Genomic DNA, 16,039 nt, shown 5'->3' on the forward strand with positions numbered 1-16,039 from the left:
GCCACGTCCAGGGCGATGGCATAGGCCGTCTCGGAAAGCTTGCTCGGCAGGTGCCCGGTGATGAAGCCCAGGACCGCCTCCAGGCCATTCTCCTGCCCCAGCATCTCGGCGCAGGCCTGGGCCGCTTTCGGCAGCTCGTTCAGATCATAGTCTGAAAAGACCGGCAGGTGTTTCACCGTATCGCCGATGGTCAGCAGTTCAGAGTCGGTCATATCCCGGTCTGCGGCGGAGACGAGAACCATGGTGTAGACGAGGGCCGTGTGATGATCGGACATTGCGCTTCGCTTCTTGCTCTCTGCTGTGCGGAACCGGGATGACGGCGTTCTGAGGCGGAACGGACTTTTGCGGCGAACCGATACCGGTTCAGACGAACCGGCTCCGGCGGCGGCGAAGACTAGTCAGGCGGCAGCGGCGAGGTCAAGCCTGCAACGCCTGCGGGGCAGACTGGCGGTTTTAGCGCTTGGCAAGCCCCGGGCGCAGCGGCAAGGTCCGCGCCATGGGGCCCATCCTGAACGTTGTCTTTCCGGTCTTCGGTATCATGCTCGCCGGCTATCTGGCCGGGCGGTTCCGCATTCTCGGGAACGAGAGCAGCGAGGCGTTGAACCGCTTCGTCTACTTCATCGCCCTGCCGGCCCTGTTCTTCATCTCCATGGCCCGGGTGTCCCTGGATCAGGTCTTCAACCTGCCGTTCCTGGCGGCCTACGGCGGCGGCGTGGCCTTCACCTTCGTCCTCGCCTTCGTGGTGGCGCGCTTTGCCTTTCCCAACCGCCTGGGCGCTCTTGGGCTGGGCGGCCTCTCGGCCATCTTCTCGAACACCGGCTACATGGGCATCCCGCTCCTGATGCTGGCCTTCGGGGAAGCCGGAATGCTGCCGGCCATCATCACCACCATTTTGAACGGCGCGGTGATCATGGCCCTCGGCATCGCGCTCCTGGAACTGGACGTGCACCAGGGCAAGGGGGCGGTGACGGTTCTGCGCGGCGTGCTGGGCGGCATCCTGCGCTCGCCGCTGGTGATCTCCGCCGCGCTCGGCCTCGGCGTGTCCGCCCTCGGCCTGCCGATTCCCCAGGCCCTGGCCACCTTCTGCGATATCCTGGGCGCCGCCGCCGGCCCCTGCGCGCTCTTCGCCATCGGCCTCTTCATGGTCGGCAAGTCCTTCACCGCCGGCATGACGGAGGTCGGCTGGCTGGTGCTGCTGAAGCTTGCCGTGCAGCCCCTGGTGACCTGGTGGCTTGCCTTCCAGGTCTTCACCATGGATCCGATCTGGGCGGCGGGGGCCCTCATCCAGTCGGCCCTGCCCACCGGCGCCCTGGTCTTCGTCCTTGCCCAGCAATACGGCATCTACATCCAGCGCTCCACCGCCGTCATCATGATCTCCACCGTCGTCTCGCTGGCGACGCTCTCCGCGCTCTTTGTCTACCTGGGGATCGGATAGCTGACGCCGCGGCCGATCAACCGCCGTAGCTCAGCCGCCGCAGCTCAGCCGCCGCAGTTCAGCCGCCCTGCTGCGGCTTGGCGTCGTGCAGGGGGTGCTGCCGGGGAGCTTCGCCCGCCGCTGGCAGGGCGAGGGCCTTGCGCAGGGCATCCTCCAGATGCGGATAGTGGAAGCGGAAGCCGTGCGCCTGCGCCTTTGCGGGGATGACCCGCTGGCCGGCGAGCAACACCTCTCGTGCGAAATCGCCCAGGAACAGCGTCAGCGGGCGTGCCGGTGCGCTCAGAACGGTCGGCCGCCGAAGCGTGCGGCCCAGGGCCTTGGTGAACTCCCGATTGCGCACGGGGTTGGGTGCCGTCCCGTTCACAACACCGGCCAGGCTGCGATCATCGATCGCGTGCAGGATCAGACGCACGAGATCGTCGCGTTCGATCCACGACATCCACTGGCGGCCGTCGCCGAGTCGGGCGCCAAGCCCAAACTCGAAAGAGGGCAGCAGGCTGGCCAACAGGCCGCCCTGGTGCCCGAGCACGAGGCCGATGCGCAGGCGCACCACCCGCAGGCCGTGCGCTCTCGCCTTCAGGGCTTCACGCTCCCAGGCGGAGCAAACCTCCTGCGTAAAGCAGGGGCGGTTGTCGTCGCTCTCGCTGAGCACCTCGTCCCCCCGCAGGCCGTACCAGCCGATGGCCGAGGCGCTCACCAGGACCTCGGGCTTGCGATGCAGGCGCGCAACCAGTCCGACAACGCTGCGCGTGCCTTCGATACGGGACTGCAGGATGCGGCGTTTCTTGACGTCGGTCCAAAGGCCGGAGGCAACAGGTTCCCCTGCGAGATGGACGATCGCGTCGATGCGCTCGGATGAATCGATCTCGGCGAGGTCGGTGACCACTGTCAGCGGCGTCGGCAGTTTGGCGGCCCGGCGGGCGTTGCGGGTCAGGATCGTCACCCGGTGTCCGCCGGCAACCAAGGCCGCGACCAGGCGGCTGCCGATGAATCCTGTCGCGCCGGTTACCAGGAAGTGCCGCCGGGGTCCGGGCGCGGCCGGCAGGTGGTCTTCCGCGGTGGCTTTCATGCGCTGCAGCTTGCGCGCAGCCACCAGGTCGCGCAGCGCGAAGACGAGCAGTCCTGGCACCGCCACGCTCAGGACTACGCTCAAGAGCCCGTGTGAAGCAGGGTGCAGGCCGCTGGGCGATGCGGCCCAGGCAACCAGGGGGGGCAGCAGCAGGACCAGAATGGCGCCGAAGTTCACAGCCATGACGGTGTGCAGAACACGCTCCGTTGCCGGCAGACTGCGGCTGCGGTCCTCCTCGATGAAGTCCCAGAGTGTGATGATGATCTCAGCCGCAAGGATTGCGATTACGGCGAGCGCCCACAACCCGTGCGGCTCCAGCCAGGCGAAGACCAGAAACAGGAGCGCATAGAGAAGGTTGCGCAGGCCGTGCAGACGCAGTTCCAGCGCCTGCGTCGTGCGCCAGGCAAGCCGCTGCGTGAGCTCGTGGTGAAAGACCGTATCGGCAAGGCCGAGGGCCATCTGAATGGCGATCAGGGTGTAGAGCAGGGGATCCGCAATCATCTGTGTCCCTCCTCCCCGCCCCCCGACGGGACGTCATTGGAGTCGTGAAACAAGGCGGTCTGATGCAGCAGGCATCCGAGCCAGGGATGGGTGAGGGTCAGCGTAAAGTGAAAGCGATGGGCGCCGAGGTCGCGGTGGATCGCCTCCAGCGCGCCCGGGCTGAGCTGTTTCGGCAGGAAGAGACGCAGCCCGAAGACCGAGAAGAAATAGCCGGCGCTGCGAAACACCAATGCGCCCTCGACGGCATGCAGACTGAGAGCCACGCCGACCCCGCGGCCGACATATTCTTCCAATCCCGTCGGTCCCGCAAAACGCTTGGAGCTGTGCACGATCTGCGGGAAGCCGCCGGCCCAACCGTAGAGCCGGGTCCAGAACTGCCCCTGGCTTGTTCTGTCCTCGGTCACTGTCACGACTGTCGGTTCCCCGGCGGCGTAGCAGCGCAGAGGGAAGGGCGCACCGATCAATCGTGCCGCCGTCACCAACAGCCGGCCGAACAGGTTGAGACGGGTTTCGAGGATCTGGCCGCTGTAGACCACGCTCTTGCCGCCGGCAAGGCGATGGCTGAAGCGGCGGCGCACGTCAGGGGACAACCCCTCCCAGGCTTGCGTGCCCATCAAAGTGCGGTAGCGAAGGTCTCCCAGCGGTTCAGGCGCCGCCGGCCGTCGCGTTGCGTGGTCCTGCAACGCCGCCCCAGGCGACACGGCCCCAGGCAACGCAGCCCCAGGCTGGACCGCCTTAACGCCCGGTTCCTGGCTGCACGCTTCTCTCATCGCCATCTGCTCTTTCAGTTGTTTCTGATATGACAGAATTTACGCGACAAATTTTTTATCCTTTCCTGCCTTTCGCAGCGCTGTTCCTCTCACCCGGCACCAGGTAGCTGACGATGCGGTTGCCCATCTTCAGCAGAGTCATCGCCTGAGTTTTCGGAAGCCGGATCATCTGGCCGTACCAGCGGTCGACCATCTCGATGAACTCCATCATTGCCGCAAGCCGTTTCATCGCGAGAGGACTGATCCGAGGGTCGCCCTCCGCATCTTCCAGACAGCGGCGCAACACCTGGGCAGCCGGATCGATCTCACGTTCTTTGCGGACCTGGGAAATGCGGGTGACGATTTCCCAGATATCCGCCTCGGCCCGGAAGTGGTCGCGGCGGTCGCCCGGCATCGGAACCCGCTCGATCAGGCGCCAGCCCAGCAGTTCCTTCAAGGACGTGGAGACATTGGAACGCGCGATGCCCAGCTGCTGGGCGATCTCTTCGGCGGGCAGGGGACGCTCGCTGAGATAGAGCAGCGCATGGATCTGGGCCACCGAACGGTTGACGCCCCACTGGCCGCCCATGTCGCCCCAATGCAGGATAAAACGCTCGACGGCCGGCGGCAGCCCTACTTGATTTTCTGTAATTTCTGTCATGACAGAAATATATGCGCTGACCATGGCTCCGTCAAGGCGGCTCCCCGCTTGACGCCTTGTGCGACGGCCCAGAGGGTCCGACAATCGACCGATGGAAGAGGTCCTGAAGGACATTCGTGCCGCCGGGTTGGACCTGGACAGCGGTTTGGCGCTCTATCCGGACCTGGTGCAGGCGCTGGTTTACTGGCGCGGCAAGTGCTGCGCGCGCTTTGCGCCAAGGCGCGAAGATATTGATCCGACCGAGATCACGGAGCTGCTGCCGCGGGTCATGCTGGCCGACGTCTTGCGGGCGCAAGGTGGCGGCCTTGACTTCCTTTACCGTTTAAGCGGGACAGGTATCTGCGATGTCCATGGCTACAACCTGACCAGCCTGCGTCCGCGCGACCTCAGCCCGCCGGCTTACGGTCAGATGGTCTACGAGCAATACTGCGCCGCGGTGGAAAGCCGCGGCCCGCTGGCCCACGTCCTGGCCCTGCAGACCAACATCAAGCAGCGCTCCTACGCGCGCATCATCCTCCCGCTCTCCGCCGACGGCGAGAGCGTCACCATGCTGATGATGGTGGACAGCGCGAAACAGAACGACCTGCACGAGTTCCTGGACGTCATCAGGGTCTACGGCAAGCCGGTGTGATTGCCCTGACCTGGCCGTCAGGTTCCGAGGAAGTCCTTCACCCCCGCCACCGCCTCCGCAAGCCCGACGCGTGCGGCGGTGACCGTTTCCGGAAAGGCGTCCAGGAGGCGCGAGGGCAGCGGGTCGAGCAGTACGAAGACGCCGTGGTCGTCGGCGCGTCGGATCAGGCGCCCGTAAGCCTGGCGCAGCTTCAGGCGCGTGAGCTGTTCATCATAGGCGCGCCCGCCGAAGACGCTGCGGCGCGCCTTGTGGATGATGTCCGGCCTGGGCCAGGGCACGCGGTCGAAGGCGATGAGCCGCAGCGAGCGGCCCGGCACGTCGACGCCGTCGCGCACCGCGTCGGTGCCGAGCAGACAGGACTCCTCCTCGGCGCGGAAGATGTCGACGAGCGTTCCGGTATCCAGGCCGTCGACGTGCTGGCTGTAAAGCGGCAGCCCCGCCTCGGCCAACGCGGGGGCGAGGCGACTCTGTACGGCGCGCAGACGCGCGATGGCGGTGAAGAGGCCCAGCGCCCCGCCGCCGGCAGCGAGAAAGAGCGCGCGGTAGGCTGCGGCCAACTGGGTCAGGTCGCCGCGTTTCAGGTCGTGGACAATGAAGACGCGGGTCTGGCGGGCGTAGTCGAAGGGCGACGGCAGGCTGACCCGCGAGACCCGGGCGGCCATATGGGCGATGCCCAGGCGCGCGTCGGCGGCGCGCCAGACCGGCGGCTCCTCGGCGCTGCCGGTCTCGGCTTCGCTGCGGCTCGCTTCGGCGAAGCTCTGGTCGGCCAGGGTGGCAGAGGTGATGAGCAGGCCGTGGGCGGAGCGGTCGAGACTCTCGGCAAGGGGGCGGCTGGGGTCAATCCAGTGTCGGTAGAGGCCGATGTCGAGGGTGCGCCCGTCGATGCGCTCGATGGCCAGCCAGTCGCAGAACTCCGGCGGCGTATCCGCGGCCAGTGCGCGCAGCATGTCGCGCCAGGCCGCCAGCGGCAGCAGGGCGCGGCTCTCCAGTCCGCGGGCTGCGGCCTCGATGCGGCGCCGGCTGTCGCTGTCCAGGGATTCGGACTCGTCGTCCAGGCGCGCCAGCAAGAGGCGCCGCAGCTCCTTCAGGGGCGCGGCAAGGTCACCCAGATCGGCGGCCAGGCTCTCGGCGGCGGTCAGCAGGCCTTCGAGAGGCGGCTGTGCCGGTGCCTCCAGGCTGTAGGGCTGATCCCGGCCACTGGCACGGGCGAGAACCTGTTGCGCGGCCACGGCCAGAAAAGCCTCGCAGGCGCCCTGCGGCCGCTGTTCTTCGACTCTCTGCCGCCAGCCTTCCCCGGCCAGCACCTTTGCAGCCGCAAGCGCCCGCTCAAGGGCGTTCACGGCCGCCTCGTCGGCGCCCAGCAGATCCTCCAGCCGGCGGCGCAGGCCGCGCATCCGGCTGGCCCCGCCGGCGCCTCTGCGTCCGCCCTCGGCGCCCAGCAGCCAGCGGCGCAGCTCGCGCGTCTCGAGGCCGCTCAGATGGGCGGCAAAGGCGCTGTCCGCCGCCTCGAAGAGGTGATGGCCTTCGTCGAAGACATAGCGGCTGGGCAGTTGTCCGTCGTCGCCGCCGCCCATGGCGGCCTGGATCATCACCAGAGCGTGGTTGGCAATGACGATGTCGGCCTGGCGGGCGCTGCGCACCGAACGCTCGATGAAGCATTTCTTGTAGTGCTGGCAGGCGGAATAGATGCACTCGCCGCGGCGGTCTGCGAGCCCCAGAGTGCGCGCCGGCCCGAAGAGGTCGACGAACCAGCCGGGAAAGTCGCCGCCCACCATGTCGCCGTTGCGCGTCCGCAGCGCCCAGCGCGCCATGAGGCCGAGGACCACCGCATCCTGCGGGCGTCCCGGAAGCTGGCCCACCGCCTCGGCAAGGTTCAACAGACAGAGGTAGTTTTCCCGCCCCTTGCGGATCACCACCTTGGCGGCCTTCTCGCGCGGCTCCGGATAGAGCGCTGCCAGTTCCTCGTCCACCTGGCCCTGCAGGTTGCGGGTGTAGGTGGAAATCCAGGCGGCCGCATCGTTGCGCTCGGCCCAGAGGCTGGCCGGCGCCAGGTAGCCCAGGGTCTTGCCGGTGCCGGTGCCGGCCTCGGCCAGCACCACCTGGGGTTCGCCCTCGGTGATGCGGGGCGCAAAGGCGGCGCTCACCGCGGCGGCATAGTCGGCCTGCTGCGGGCGCGGCTCGGCCTCCGCCGCGGTCATCTGGCTCAGAACCTCGGCCAGACGGGCGCGGCTTTCCTCCGGCAGCACCGGCCGGCTGCCCGGCGCCCCGCGTGGCGCCCGTTCCTCCCAGTCCGGCAGGCGTTCCCAGACCCGCAGACCCAGACTGCGCCGGGGCAGGGTGCTGCCCCCCTCGCCATAGCCCAGCGCGGCGACGACGAAAGGCCCCCAGGGCCAGCCGGCCTGGGCCATGGTCCAGGCGATGCCGGGGGCGTCCCGGTCCCCGCTGGAAGAAGAGGTGCCGCGCGCCGCCAGTTCCTGCAGCAGGGCCGCGGCTGCCTGCGGCAGCAGTGCCGCGGCTGCCTCGGGCTCGCCCGGCTTCGGAAATCCCAGCACCGCGGCCAGGCCGTAGGGGCTGGGCGGGCAGAAGCTGGCGGGCCGTACGAAGGCATAGAGTTCCAGCAGGTCAAAGGCGGGAAAGGGATCGCAGGCCAGGCGCCGCGCCAGCCCCGGTCCATGGCAGACGATCGGAGGGTCGCTGCGGGCGCGCCGTGCCGCCTCGGCGGCGGAAAGGCTCAGGACTTCGCCGTCCCGGTCGATCCAGACCACGCGGCCGGGTGCGGCCAGCAGAACCGGGGCCGCCGGCAGCCTCAGCGGTGCCGGAGCCGGTGCAGAATCGGCCTTTGCCTGGGGTGGAACGGAGGGGGAACCCATGCGCCGGACTATAGCCGCCGCCGGGCGGCGGCGCCATGCGGCGTGTGGCATTTGTCCGCTCTTGGCGCCCCGCTCTTGGGAGCCGGCCTTGGTGCCTTGGCCTTACCACGATGCCTCGCGGTGGCGCTTGCGCTATGCTGGCGCCATGGTGAGGGATCGATCGGGGCCGCGTGGGGGCGGCCAAGCAGAGCTGCGTGGCTGACGAAGGGGCGGATCTTTCCGCCCTGCTGGCGGGGGACAAGCAGGCCTGGAACCGCTTCGTGGAGCGTCATGCCGGGGTGATCTTCGCCGCGGTGCGTCGGCGTTTGATCGCTGCCGGGCGCAATGCCGACGCGGAGGACGTGGCGCAGGACGTTTTCCTGCGCCTCTGCCGCAACGACTTCGCCCTGCTGCGCCGCTACGATGCCGGCCGGGCCAAGATGACAACCTGGCTGACGGTGGTGGCGAACTCCGCGGCCATCGACCATCTGCGCCGGCTGAAGAGGCGCACGGAAGACCTGGAGGCGCAGCCGGAGACGGTGCTGTCGGTGGACCCGGTACTGCCGGAGCGGGTGAAGATCCCCGAGGGGGTGATCTCGCCGCGCCAGGCCCTGGTTCTGGAGCTGCTCTATCGCCGCGACATGACCCCGGCGGAGGCCGGTGCGGTGATGGGGGTCGACCCGCAGACGGTGCGCTCCATGCACCACAAGGCATTGGTGAAGCTGAGGGCGCATTTTCAGGCGGAAATCGACATGGCGGAGGGGCGCGATGGGGGATAACGGCCCGGGATTGCCCGTATAACGGACATAGGTCAGGGGTGTGACCTGTAAGGGGAAGAAAAGACTGAAACCATGACGGACGAAAGAACGAAAAACGGCCCAACAGATGAGGGCGCAACAAAAGAGGGCGCCCAGCTCTGGCAGAAGGCCCGCGAATCCTGGCCGGCAGCGAATTCTGCAGCGGATTCCGGAGACAGCCCCGGTTCGATAGAGCTTCCGGAACCCGATCCCATGCTGTTGGCCGCCTATCTGGACGGCCGGCTGGACGGGCCGGAGGCCGAAGCCCTGGAAGCCCGCATGATGGCGGACCCGGTGCTGCTCGACCAACTGTTCGACCTGCGCCAGGCTCTGGCGGAGAGTCCCGAGACGTCACTGGAAGCGCCGCCGGCCTCCATGGTCGCCCGCGCCAAGGCCTTGCGGGCGTCCTCCCAACGCAAAAGTGAGGCCCAAAGCAAAAGTGGGGCCGAACGCAAAACCGCGGTTCCGCCATGGAGCGGCGTCTTCGCCGGCTGGCTGCGCCCGGCAGTGCCGGCCTTTGCCGTGCTCACGGTGGTTCTGGCCTGCGCCGGCGCCTTCGAGCTGGGCCGCTACCAGTCCGAGCGCATCCTGCTGCAGGAGGCCAGCGTCCAGGCCGATGAGCGGGGTCCCGGCCCTCTCACCTTCGATGACTTCATCTAGGGGCGGTCATGGGCAAGAAACCTCTGTGGTTCCTGCTGGCTGCCTCGGTGGCTGTGAACCTCTTTTTTCTGGCAGGTCTGCTCTATCCCCAGCTCATGGGGGCGCCTGAGCCTTCCGATGCCGCCGTGGCGGACCCGGTGGCGGCCGCCGCCGAGGACCTGGACCTCAGCGCCGCGCAGGTCGCCGGCCTCGAAGCGCTGCGCCAGCGCACCGCCGAGCGGCGCGAGGCCGCCGGCGGCAACGGCGGCAGCTTTCGCGCCCTGCTGCTGACGGAACTCGCCAAGCCGGTCTTCGACCGGGACGGCCTGCTGCAGCAGATGGAAGAGCGCCGCGCGCGCATGGGCACGGTGGTGCTGGACACCACCGAGGACCTGCACGGCTATCTCGCCACGCTCTCGCCGGAGCAGAAGGCGGCCTTTCTCGAGCGCGCCCAGGACCGGGGCTTCCTGCGCAGGCTGCTCTGGCCGCAGCGGGAGCAGCGTTGACGCCCGCCTGACTGCCGCCTAGGTTCCGGAGCGAAAGGCGCTTGCCCCGGCAGCGCCATCCGGCGTTCAGGTTAGACGAGACATCTCATGGCAAACGAGCGGGAACTGGCCGAGGGCGCGCGCGCCTGGCCCTTCGAAGAGGCACGGCGTGTGGTGAAGCGCCTGGGCGGCAAGACGCCGGAAAAGGGCTATGCCCTCTTCGAGACCGGATACGGTCCCTCGGGCCTGCCCCACATCGGCACCTTCGGCGAGGTGGCGCGCACCACCATGGTGCGCCAGGCCTTTCAGCGCCTGAGCGACATTCCGACCAAGCTGTTCTGTTTTTCGGACGACATGGACGGCCTGCGCAAGGTGCCGGACAACATCCCCAACAAGGAGATGGTGGCCGAACACCTGGGCAAGCCGCTGACCCGGATCCCCGATCCCTTCGGCACCCACGAAAGCTTCGGGCACCACAACAACGCGCGCCTGCGCGGCTTCCTCGATGCCTTCGGCTTCGACTACGACTTCCAGTCCTCGACCGAGCTCTACACCGCCGGCCGCTTCGACTCGGCGCTGCTGCAGGTGCTGCGCCACTACGACAAGGTGAAGAACGTGGTGCTGCCCACCCTGGGGCCGGAGCGGCGCGAGACCTACAGCCCCTTCCTGCCGATCTGCACCAAAACCGGACGGGTGCTGCAGGTGCCGGTGCTGGAGACCGACCCGGAATCCGGCACCATCGTCTATCAGGACGAGGACGGCAGTAGGGTGGAGACGCCGGTGACCGGCGGGCGCTGCAAGCTGCAATGGAAGGCGGACTGGGCGATGCGCTGGTACGCGCTGGACGTCGATTACGAGATGTCCGGCAAGGACCTGATCGACTCGGTGAAGCTGGGCGGCCAGATCTGCCGCATCCTCGGCGCCCGCCCGCCGGAGGGCTTCACCTACGAGCTCTTCCTCGACGAAGAAGCGAAGAAGATCTCCAAGTCCAAGGGCAATGGCCTCTCGGCCGAGGAGTGGTTGACCTACGGCCCGCAGGAATCGCTCTCGCTGTTCATGTTCCAGAAGCCGCGGGCGGCCAAGCGGCTCTACTTCGACGTCATCCCGCGCGCGGTCGACGACTATCTCTCGCACCTGCAGTCCTACAACGGCCAGGACGAGAAGCGCCTGGAAAACCCGGTCTGGCATATCCACGGCGGCCAGCCGCCGCTGCCTGGCACCAAGCTCAGCTTCGCCATGCTTCTGAACCTGGCCAGCGTCTGCAACACCGAGGACCCGGCGGTGCTTTGGGGCTTCATCTCCCGCTACGCGCCGGAAGCCTCGCCGGAGAGCGATGCCTTCCTCGATCATCTGGTCGGCTTTGCGCTGCGCTACTACAAGGACTTCGTGAAGCCCTCCAAGCGCTACCGCGCGCCCGACGACAAGGAGCGCAAGGCCCTGGCCGATCTGGCCGGGCGGCTGCGCGCGCTGCCGGCAGAGGCGGACGGGGAGGCGGACGGCGAGACCATCCAGGCCGAGGTCTACGCCGTCGGCAAGGAGCACGGCTTCGAGAACCTGCGCGACTGGTTCAAGGCGCTCTATGAGATCCTGCTGGGCCAGGACCAGGGCCCGCGCATGGGCTCCTTCATGGCGCTCTACGGCCTGCAGGAAAGCCTGGCGCTGATCGACCAGGCGCTGGAAGGCCAGAGCCTGACGGGATCGTGAGCCGGAAGGTTGGTTACGCGCTATCCCGTGTTCGATTGGGAAGGGCGATCGAAAGCAGCCGAGGCGGGTGATGGACTACGAGAAGCTGAAACAACGGGCTTTGGCTGAGAATGATCTCATGGATACCGTCAACCACTTCGTCAGGGACGATGATCAGGTTTACTACGCCGACCGACACGTTCTTGAGTACGCGGGCCACGACTACGACCCTCATGCCCTTGACCCAACGACGATTGAACTGGGCGTTCAGCTCGGCCTGGATCTCTTGAAGCACTGGTCGGAGCAGCGCAAGTTCGTGGCCACGCTCTCTGTTTCCGAGCCCTTCTTGTGCATTGACGAAGAGTGGCTTCTGGGGCGACAGAATCCAGCGCCACCGTATGTCTATGTTTGCTTGGCAAAGACCGAGGAAGCTTTCGAGCCCGCTCCTTTCGAGGGAAGCGGACACAAAGAGTTGGTGGTTGACGGCGATATCGATTTGGCCGGGACCGAGGTCGTTTACGTCGAGGGATATGACGATCCGGACGAAGACGAAGTGTTGGGCGCTTGGTTGATCCGTGTGGTTCAAGGGAACTGACTGGCCTTAGTATAGAACTGCGTTGTCGTCTTGATCGTCACCCTCGGACTTGTTCCGAGGGTCCATCTATCGGCCATACAAGAACCGACGGCATTGCTCCGCGCCGAAACCGGGCACAGGTGCGCGGGACGAGCCCGAGCGTGACGAAACCGGTCCGAACGCGTTGGATGACGAACCCGGCTCCGGCGCCGTTTCCCGGCTACCTTCCGCGGCTCGCGTCGTCCTCCTTCGACGCTGTAAGCTCGCATGCGCAACCAGGGTGCTCGCGTCGAACCACCTTCCATTCCGAAATGATGAGAATTGCTGGTGCCGCCTCGAGGCTTCCATCCGGCAGGACGTAGTGACAGAGGGCCCTCCACAAGTGGTAGGTCCCGAATTCCTGGCGCTCACAAACGTATTGAATCTGATCGGAACCATCCGCAAGGCAGAAGCAGGCTTCAGGGGACTCCTGCTGTGCCGCGCCCGGAGTGCTGGCGAGCACTGAAACGACTAGGCAAACTGCAGAGAACCAATGACGCATCGCGCAGCTCCGCCGCCGAGAAACACTTCTATGGAACGGTTGCACCGAAGTTTTTGGTCAGTCCCGCCGTCGGCTCAGTGCCGCCCAGGCAGGGGAGACCGGCAGTCCATAATTCTTGTGCCAAAGGGAAGAATAACATAGGGCTCGTGCTTGATTGAAGGCCGCTCCTGGCGGCTCTGCGACGTGGAAGTACAAGGGGCCGACATCTGGTGTCATTCCAGCGGCTGAACCACGGCAGCCACAAGCGCCGAGGTCGCTTGCGCGCGCGCCCTGGCCCCATGACTGGGCCTGCTTTACCGGAGGCGTCGCCGCGGCGTAGGCCTAGGCTGCGCCTCTGTTGACTGCGCCTCTGTTGACTGCGCCTCTGTTGACTGCGCCCCGCGGGTATTGACTGTGACCGGGCAGGCGCCGAAATAGGAGAAAGAAGCCGCGGTCCGCGGCACTTGCACAGAGGAGGTTCGCGGTGAGCGAAACCTGGGACTATCAGATCCGCATCACGCTCGACGATGCGGTTGCGCCCGTGGCGCGGCGCGATCCGGACGACCCGGCGCTGGCGCCGCTGGCCGCGGTCCTGCGCAAGCACGACGCCAAGCTCAGTTGCCAGTTCGACGCCTTTGCCGGCTACGTGGCCGAGGCCGAGGCGAAGGGCACCGAGAACTATCCGCTCTACGCCTGGACCAAGGCGACCATCGAGAACCCGGCCAAGGAAGCCAAGTACATCAAGGCCTTCACCCTCTATGTCGGCGGGGCGGAGGTCTACGCCCGCGATCTGGCCGAGGCCCTGGAAAGCGACCTGCAGCCGCTCGTCGGCGGCGCCATCGTCACCCATCTCTCCAAGCACGACACCAACCCCGCCAACAACCCCCAGCCACCCAAACGCTATCGGCAGTAGGCGCGCAGCTCTGGCGACATTGGCCCTGTGGCCTGGGGATTGATCTCCTAACCAGCGCCCCTTCCACACAAGATCGCAGACGAGGAGGAATGCCACTATCAGCCTCAGTCTCAACCAAGGTGGATTCTGGAGATCTAGAAACTGCATTGGGCTCAGGAACGGCAAATTGCATTGAGTGGCTCGCCGACGGATTTCGGTTCATGTGTCATTGATCTGCGAGGACTGATGAGACAACGAACCAACTCTGCTGTTCAGAGTTTGACTATGCCGGACAAACGAACGTGACGCTGAATCTCCTACTGACATCGCGGCAGGCTGTTTATCTGAGCGGCGATTTTCGCCTGACCTATCGACGTGAGAAAAGAAGCATCACCGATGTAACGGTCCAGAAGCTTATTCCGGTCGGGCGCTATGATTGGAACGCACTTGTCTCGTTCTCTGGCATCGCCCAAACATCGAGTGGATTTAAGGTGGATCGCTGGATTGTGAAGAACGTCAATGCAGGCAATTGGGACGAAAGCGTTGACGACTTCGTGGATCGTCTGACCAGTAGTGACACATGGCTGCGTGATTTCTCGGATCGCGATAGAAAACTGACGATCTGTATATGCGGCTTTCATGGGAAGCGCCCTTTTGCCATTTGTCTTTCGAGTTTTGAGAAGTTTGGCGGACTACTGTCGAACGGGCCTAGGCGTAGACTTGTTAGAACCGGCCTCAAGCCAAAGGAACCGCATCTGTTCGTCTTCGGTATGCGCGACGCCTTAGAGAAGGATACTCGCTCTCATCTACGTTCTCTGATTCGGGACCGTCAGCAAGACCATGTTGACGTTATGCGTCAGATCTCTAGCGCGAACAGCGATGCAGCGCAGAATAGTGAGTACATTAGTCCAGAGTGTGTTGTTGGCCACTTGCTGCCGGTCGGTACCGGAGAAGTGACGCCGTACGGCATAGAGGATGGTACTGAATACATGCCGGGGTTTATCATTGAGCATCTGGCTGCAACTGGCGTAACGGGTCTCGAGGTAAGAGTAGGCAACGATGGAAAGCCATTGAAGCCGCGTTGGAAAGGCATGACTCTAAAGTCGGAGTATGTCGAAGGTCGTGGAAAGCTGATGGCTCAGGCGCACGTGTTTGCTAACGTAGCGAAACCAATAGGCGATACGTCCAAGGTCGATGGTACTGCGGCCTTCTGGAAGATCGCAGGTGAGAACGAACCCAAGAAGGTGTCCGTGACGGTAAACTGGCCCGAAGGGCGCAAGAAGGTGCCCAGGACGCCACCACCGAAGCTCAGGAATCGGTAATTTGGGTGCTAGCGGCAAGAGGTCTCGGCGAATCCATGTGCGCCCAAGTTGACCAAGGAAGCGACACGCACACAAAGCTCTGCTGGCCGCTTCTTGCGCATCCGCTACATATGCTTGCGAAGAGCTGGTTTTCGGCTCCACTAAGCAGCGCGTTGAGGCCTGTGACATCAGACGAGTCTGTTTGGGCGTGAACGCCCTATGCGCTCGACCGGGCCTGTCGCGCCAAAGGCACCACTGTGGAGTTTTCCAGGTCCCCTTCGATCTCTTTGCGGCAATCCGCGAAGAGGCGGGCGAGGGCGTCCATGACGATGCGGATGCGCGGGACGTTGCGCAGGTCGGCGTGGACCAGCAGCCAGTGGTCGACGCGGGCATCCTCCAGGATCGGGGTGAGCCGGGTAAGGGCGGGGTCGGCGTCGCCCAGGAAGCAGGGCAGGACGCCGATCCCGTTGCCGCCGCGGATGGCGTTGGCCAGCACGATGCCGTTGTTGGTGCGCACCGCCGGGCGCCGCTCGCCCAGGAAGTCCGCCTGCCAGGTCTGGCCGGGCATGTAGATGTGTTCGCTGTCGAAGCCGACCCAGGGCAGGCTGCGCAGGGTCTCGTCGCTGCCGTCGACCTGCCGCGCGAAGTCCGCCGTCCCGTAGACCGCATAGGCAAAGGTGGCGAGCTTGCGCCCGACGATGCTGGCCAGGTCCGGCACGTGGAAGCGGATCAGCAGGTCGGCTTCCCGCTTGGAGAGGTTGGCCGAGATGTGGGTCACCGAGATCTCGAACTCGATGCACTGATGGTTTTCCCGCAGGCTCTGCAGATGGCGGGTCATGAAGGCGGCCATGGTTTCGTCCACCGAGATGCGCACGGTGCCGAGATGGGAGCCCGACAGCCCGGCCGCGCGGCGGTCGATGGACTGGGAGGCGCGCTCCATCTCCTTGGCGTCGTGCAGCAGCTCGAGCGCGGTTTCCGTCGGCTGGAAGCGGTCCGGCAGTCGGTCGAACAGCTTGGCGCCGACCGCGTCCTCCAGCGCCTTGATGCGCCGCGCGACGGTGGGGTGGCTGACCTGCAGGCGCTTGGCGGCCGCCGTCAGGCTGCCCTCTTCGGCCAGGGCCACGAAGACCCGGAGGTTGTCCCAATCGCCGATCATGCCTGGTGAGTCCCTTCTTTCTGTGCCGGCATCTGTACAAATATTTACAGTGATTCTTCGAATTCGTCTAGAGACGTACGAAAACGTTCTGCAATAA

Annotated in this window: 15 protein-coding genes; 9 read left to right on the top strand and 6 right to left on the bottom strand. The window is 65.7% G+C overall.

The window, feature by feature from the left end; translation table 11 throughout:
• Positions 1–275 (bottom strand): tellurite resistance TerB family protein (locus tag Q0982_RS21275; protein ID WP_299399486.1); only part of this gene is annotated, 275 nt, incomplete at its 3' end.
• 185 nt (positions 276–460) lie between these two features.
• Between Q0982_RS21275 and Q0982_RS21280 the strand changes: the two genes are divergently transcribed.
• On the top strand, positions 461–1,435 hold the full coding sequence (locus Q0982_RS21280) for an AEC family transporter (protein ID WP_299399489.1): 975 nt from the start codon (positions 461–463) through the stop codon (positions 1,433–1,435).
• Positions 1,436–1,493: 58 nt separating this feature from the next.
• Here the strand turns inward: Q0982_RS21280 and Q0982_RS21285 are convergent, their stop codons facing one another.
• The 3 genes from Q0982_RS21285 to Q0982_RS21295 form a co-directional block, all read right to left on the bottom strand.
• Positions 1,494–3,005: a TIGR01777 family oxidoreductase gene (locus Q0982_RS21285; RefSeq protein ID WP_299399492.1), complete on the bottom strand. Its 1,512-nt coding sequence runs from the start codon at positions 3,003–3,005 to the stop codon at positions 1,494–1,496.
• Complete coding sequence (locus Q0982_RS21290) at positions 3,002–3,583, bottom strand: DUF4166 domain-containing protein (protein WP_299399495.1); 582 nt, start codon at positions 3,581–3,583, stop codon at positions 3,002–3,004. The genes Q0982_RS21285 and Q0982_RS21290 overlap by 4 nt, the downstream gene beginning before the upstream one ends.
• 247 nt (positions 3,584–3,830) lie before the next feature.
• A complete protein-coding gene (locus tag Q0982_RS21295; RefSeq protein WP_322097083.1) occupies positions 3,831–4,439 on the bottom strand; it encodes a MarR family transcriptional regulator in 609 nt (202 codons plus the stop codon).
• Positions 4,440–4,506: 67 nt separating this feature from the next.
• Here Q0982_RS21295 and Q0982_RS21300 point away from each other — a divergent pair, with 67 nt between their 5' ends.
• Positions 4,507–5,046: a PAS domain-containing protein gene (locus tag Q0982_RS21300; RefSeq protein ID WP_299399498.1), complete on the top strand. Its 540-nt coding sequence runs from the start codon at positions 4,507–4,509 to the stop codon at positions 5,044–5,046.
• 17 nt (positions 5,047–5,063) lie between these two features.
• Here the strand turns inward: Q0982_RS21300 and Q0982_RS21305 are convergent, their stop codons facing one another.
• Positions 5,064–7,967 (bottom strand): ATP-dependent DNA helicase, encoded by a 2,904-nt coding sequence (locus tag Q0982_RS21305; RefSeq protein ID WP_299399501.1) that lies wholly within the window; start codon positions 7,965–7,967, stop codon positions 5,064–5,066.
• Positions 7,968–8,110: 143 nt separating this feature from the next.
• On the opposite strand from Q0982_RS21305, the gene Q0982_RS21310 reads away from it, so the two are divergent.
• The 7 genes from Q0982_RS21310 to Q0982_RS21340 all read left to right on the top strand — a co-directional run bounded on the left by Q0982_RS21310 (position 8,111) and on the right by Q0982_RS21340 (position 14,807).
• On the top strand, positions 8,111–8,674 hold the full coding sequence (locus Q0982_RS21310) for an RNA polymerase sigma factor (RefSeq protein ID WP_299399504.1): 564 nt from the start codon (positions 8,111–8,113) through the stop codon (positions 8,672–8,674).
• 231 nt (positions 8,675–8,905) lie between these two features.
• On the top strand, positions 8,906–9,352 hold the full coding sequence (locus tag Q0982_RS21315) for a hypothetical protein (RefSeq protein WP_299399507.1): 447 nt from the start codon (positions 8,906–8,908) through the stop codon (positions 9,350–9,352).
• Positions 9,353–9,360: 8 nt separating this feature from the next.
• Positions 9,361–9,837, top strand: a complete 477-nt coding sequence (locus Q0982_RS21320; RefSeq protein ID WP_299399510.1) for a periplasmic heavy metal sensor — start codon at positions 9,361–9,363, stop codon at positions 9,835–9,837.
• A gap of 87 nt (positions 9,838–9,924) precedes the next feature.
• The gene (locus tag Q0982_RS21325) at positions 9,925–11,520 is read left to right on the top strand and encodes a lysine--tRNA ligase (protein WP_299399513.1); all 1,596 of its coding nucleotides are present in this window, start codon (positions 9,925–9,927) and stop codon (positions 11,518–11,520) included.
• A 70-nt stretch (positions 11,521–11,590) separates the two neighbouring features.
• The gene (locus Q0982_RS21330) at positions 11,591–12,094 is read left to right on the top strand and encodes a hypothetical protein (protein ID WP_299399516.1); all 504 of its coding nucleotides are present in this window, start codon (positions 11,591–11,593) and stop codon (positions 12,092–12,094) included.
• 983 nt (positions 12,095–13,077) lie between these two features.
• On the top strand, positions 13,078–13,506 hold the full coding sequence (locus tag Q0982_RS21335; protein WP_299399518.1) for a hypothetical protein: 429 nt from the start codon (positions 13,078–13,080) through the stop codon (positions 13,504–13,506).
• Positions 13,507–13,787: 281 nt separating this feature from the next.
• Positions 13,788–14,807 (top strand): hypothetical protein, encoded by a 1,020-nt coding sequence (locus tag Q0982_RS21340; RefSeq protein ID WP_299399521.1) that lies wholly within the window; start codon positions 13,788–13,790, stop codon positions 14,805–14,807.
• Between the two features lie 196 nt (positions 14,808–15,003).
• Here the strand turns inward: Q0982_RS21340 and Q0982_RS21345 are convergent, their stop codons facing one another.
• Positions 15,004–15,942: a LysR family transcriptional regulator gene (locus tag Q0982_RS21345; protein ID WP_299399524.1), complete on the bottom strand. Its 939-nt coding sequence runs from the start codon at positions 15,940–15,942 to the stop codon at positions 15,004–15,006.
• Positions 15,943–16,039: the final 97 nt, after the last annotated feature.

The sequence above is a fragment of the Pelagibius sp. genome (assembly GCF_028281305.1).
Lineage (GTDB): Bacteria > Pseudomonadota > Alphaproteobacteria > Kiloniellales > Kiloniellaceae > Pelagibius.

Bases quoted from the DNA above. Each gene is read 5' to 3' on its own strand.
- Q0982_RS21285 (WP_299399492.1), bottom strand. From the start codon at position 3,005: ATGATTGCGGATCCCCTGCTCTACACCCTGATCGCCATTCAGATGGCC.
- Q0982_RS21295 (WP_322097083.1), bottom strand. From the start codon at position 4,439: ATGGTCAGCGCATATATTTCTGTCATGACAGAAATTACAGAAAATCAA.
- Q0982_RS21300 (WP_299399498.1), top strand. From the start codon at position 4,507: ATGGAAGAGGTCCTGAAGGACATTCGTGCCGCCGGGTTGGACCTGGAC.
- Q0982_RS21305 (WP_299399501.1), bottom strand. From the start codon at position 7,967: ATGCCACACGCCGCATGGCGCCGCCGCCCGGCGGCGGCTATAGTCCGG.
- Q0982_RS21315 (WP_299399507.1), top strand. From the start codon at position 8,906: ATGCTGTTGGCCGCCTATCTGGACGGCCGGCTGGACGGGCCGGAGGCC.
- Q0982_RS21320 (WP_299399510.1), top strand. From the start codon at position 9,361: ATGGGCAAGAAACCTCTGTGGTTCCTGCTGGCTGCCTCGGTGGCTGTG.
- Q0982_RS21325 (WP_299399513.1), top strand. From the start codon at position 9,925: ATGGCAAACGAGCGGGAACTGGCCGAGGGCGCGCGCGCCTGGCCCTTC.
- Q0982_RS21330 (WP_299399516.1), top strand. From the start codon at position 11,591: ATGGACTACGAGAAGCTGAAACAACGGGCTTTGGCTGAGAATGATCTC.
- Q0982_RS21345 (WP_299399524.1), bottom strand. From the start codon at position 15,942: ATGATCGGCGATTGGGACAACCTCCGGGTCTTCGTGGCCCTGGCCGAA.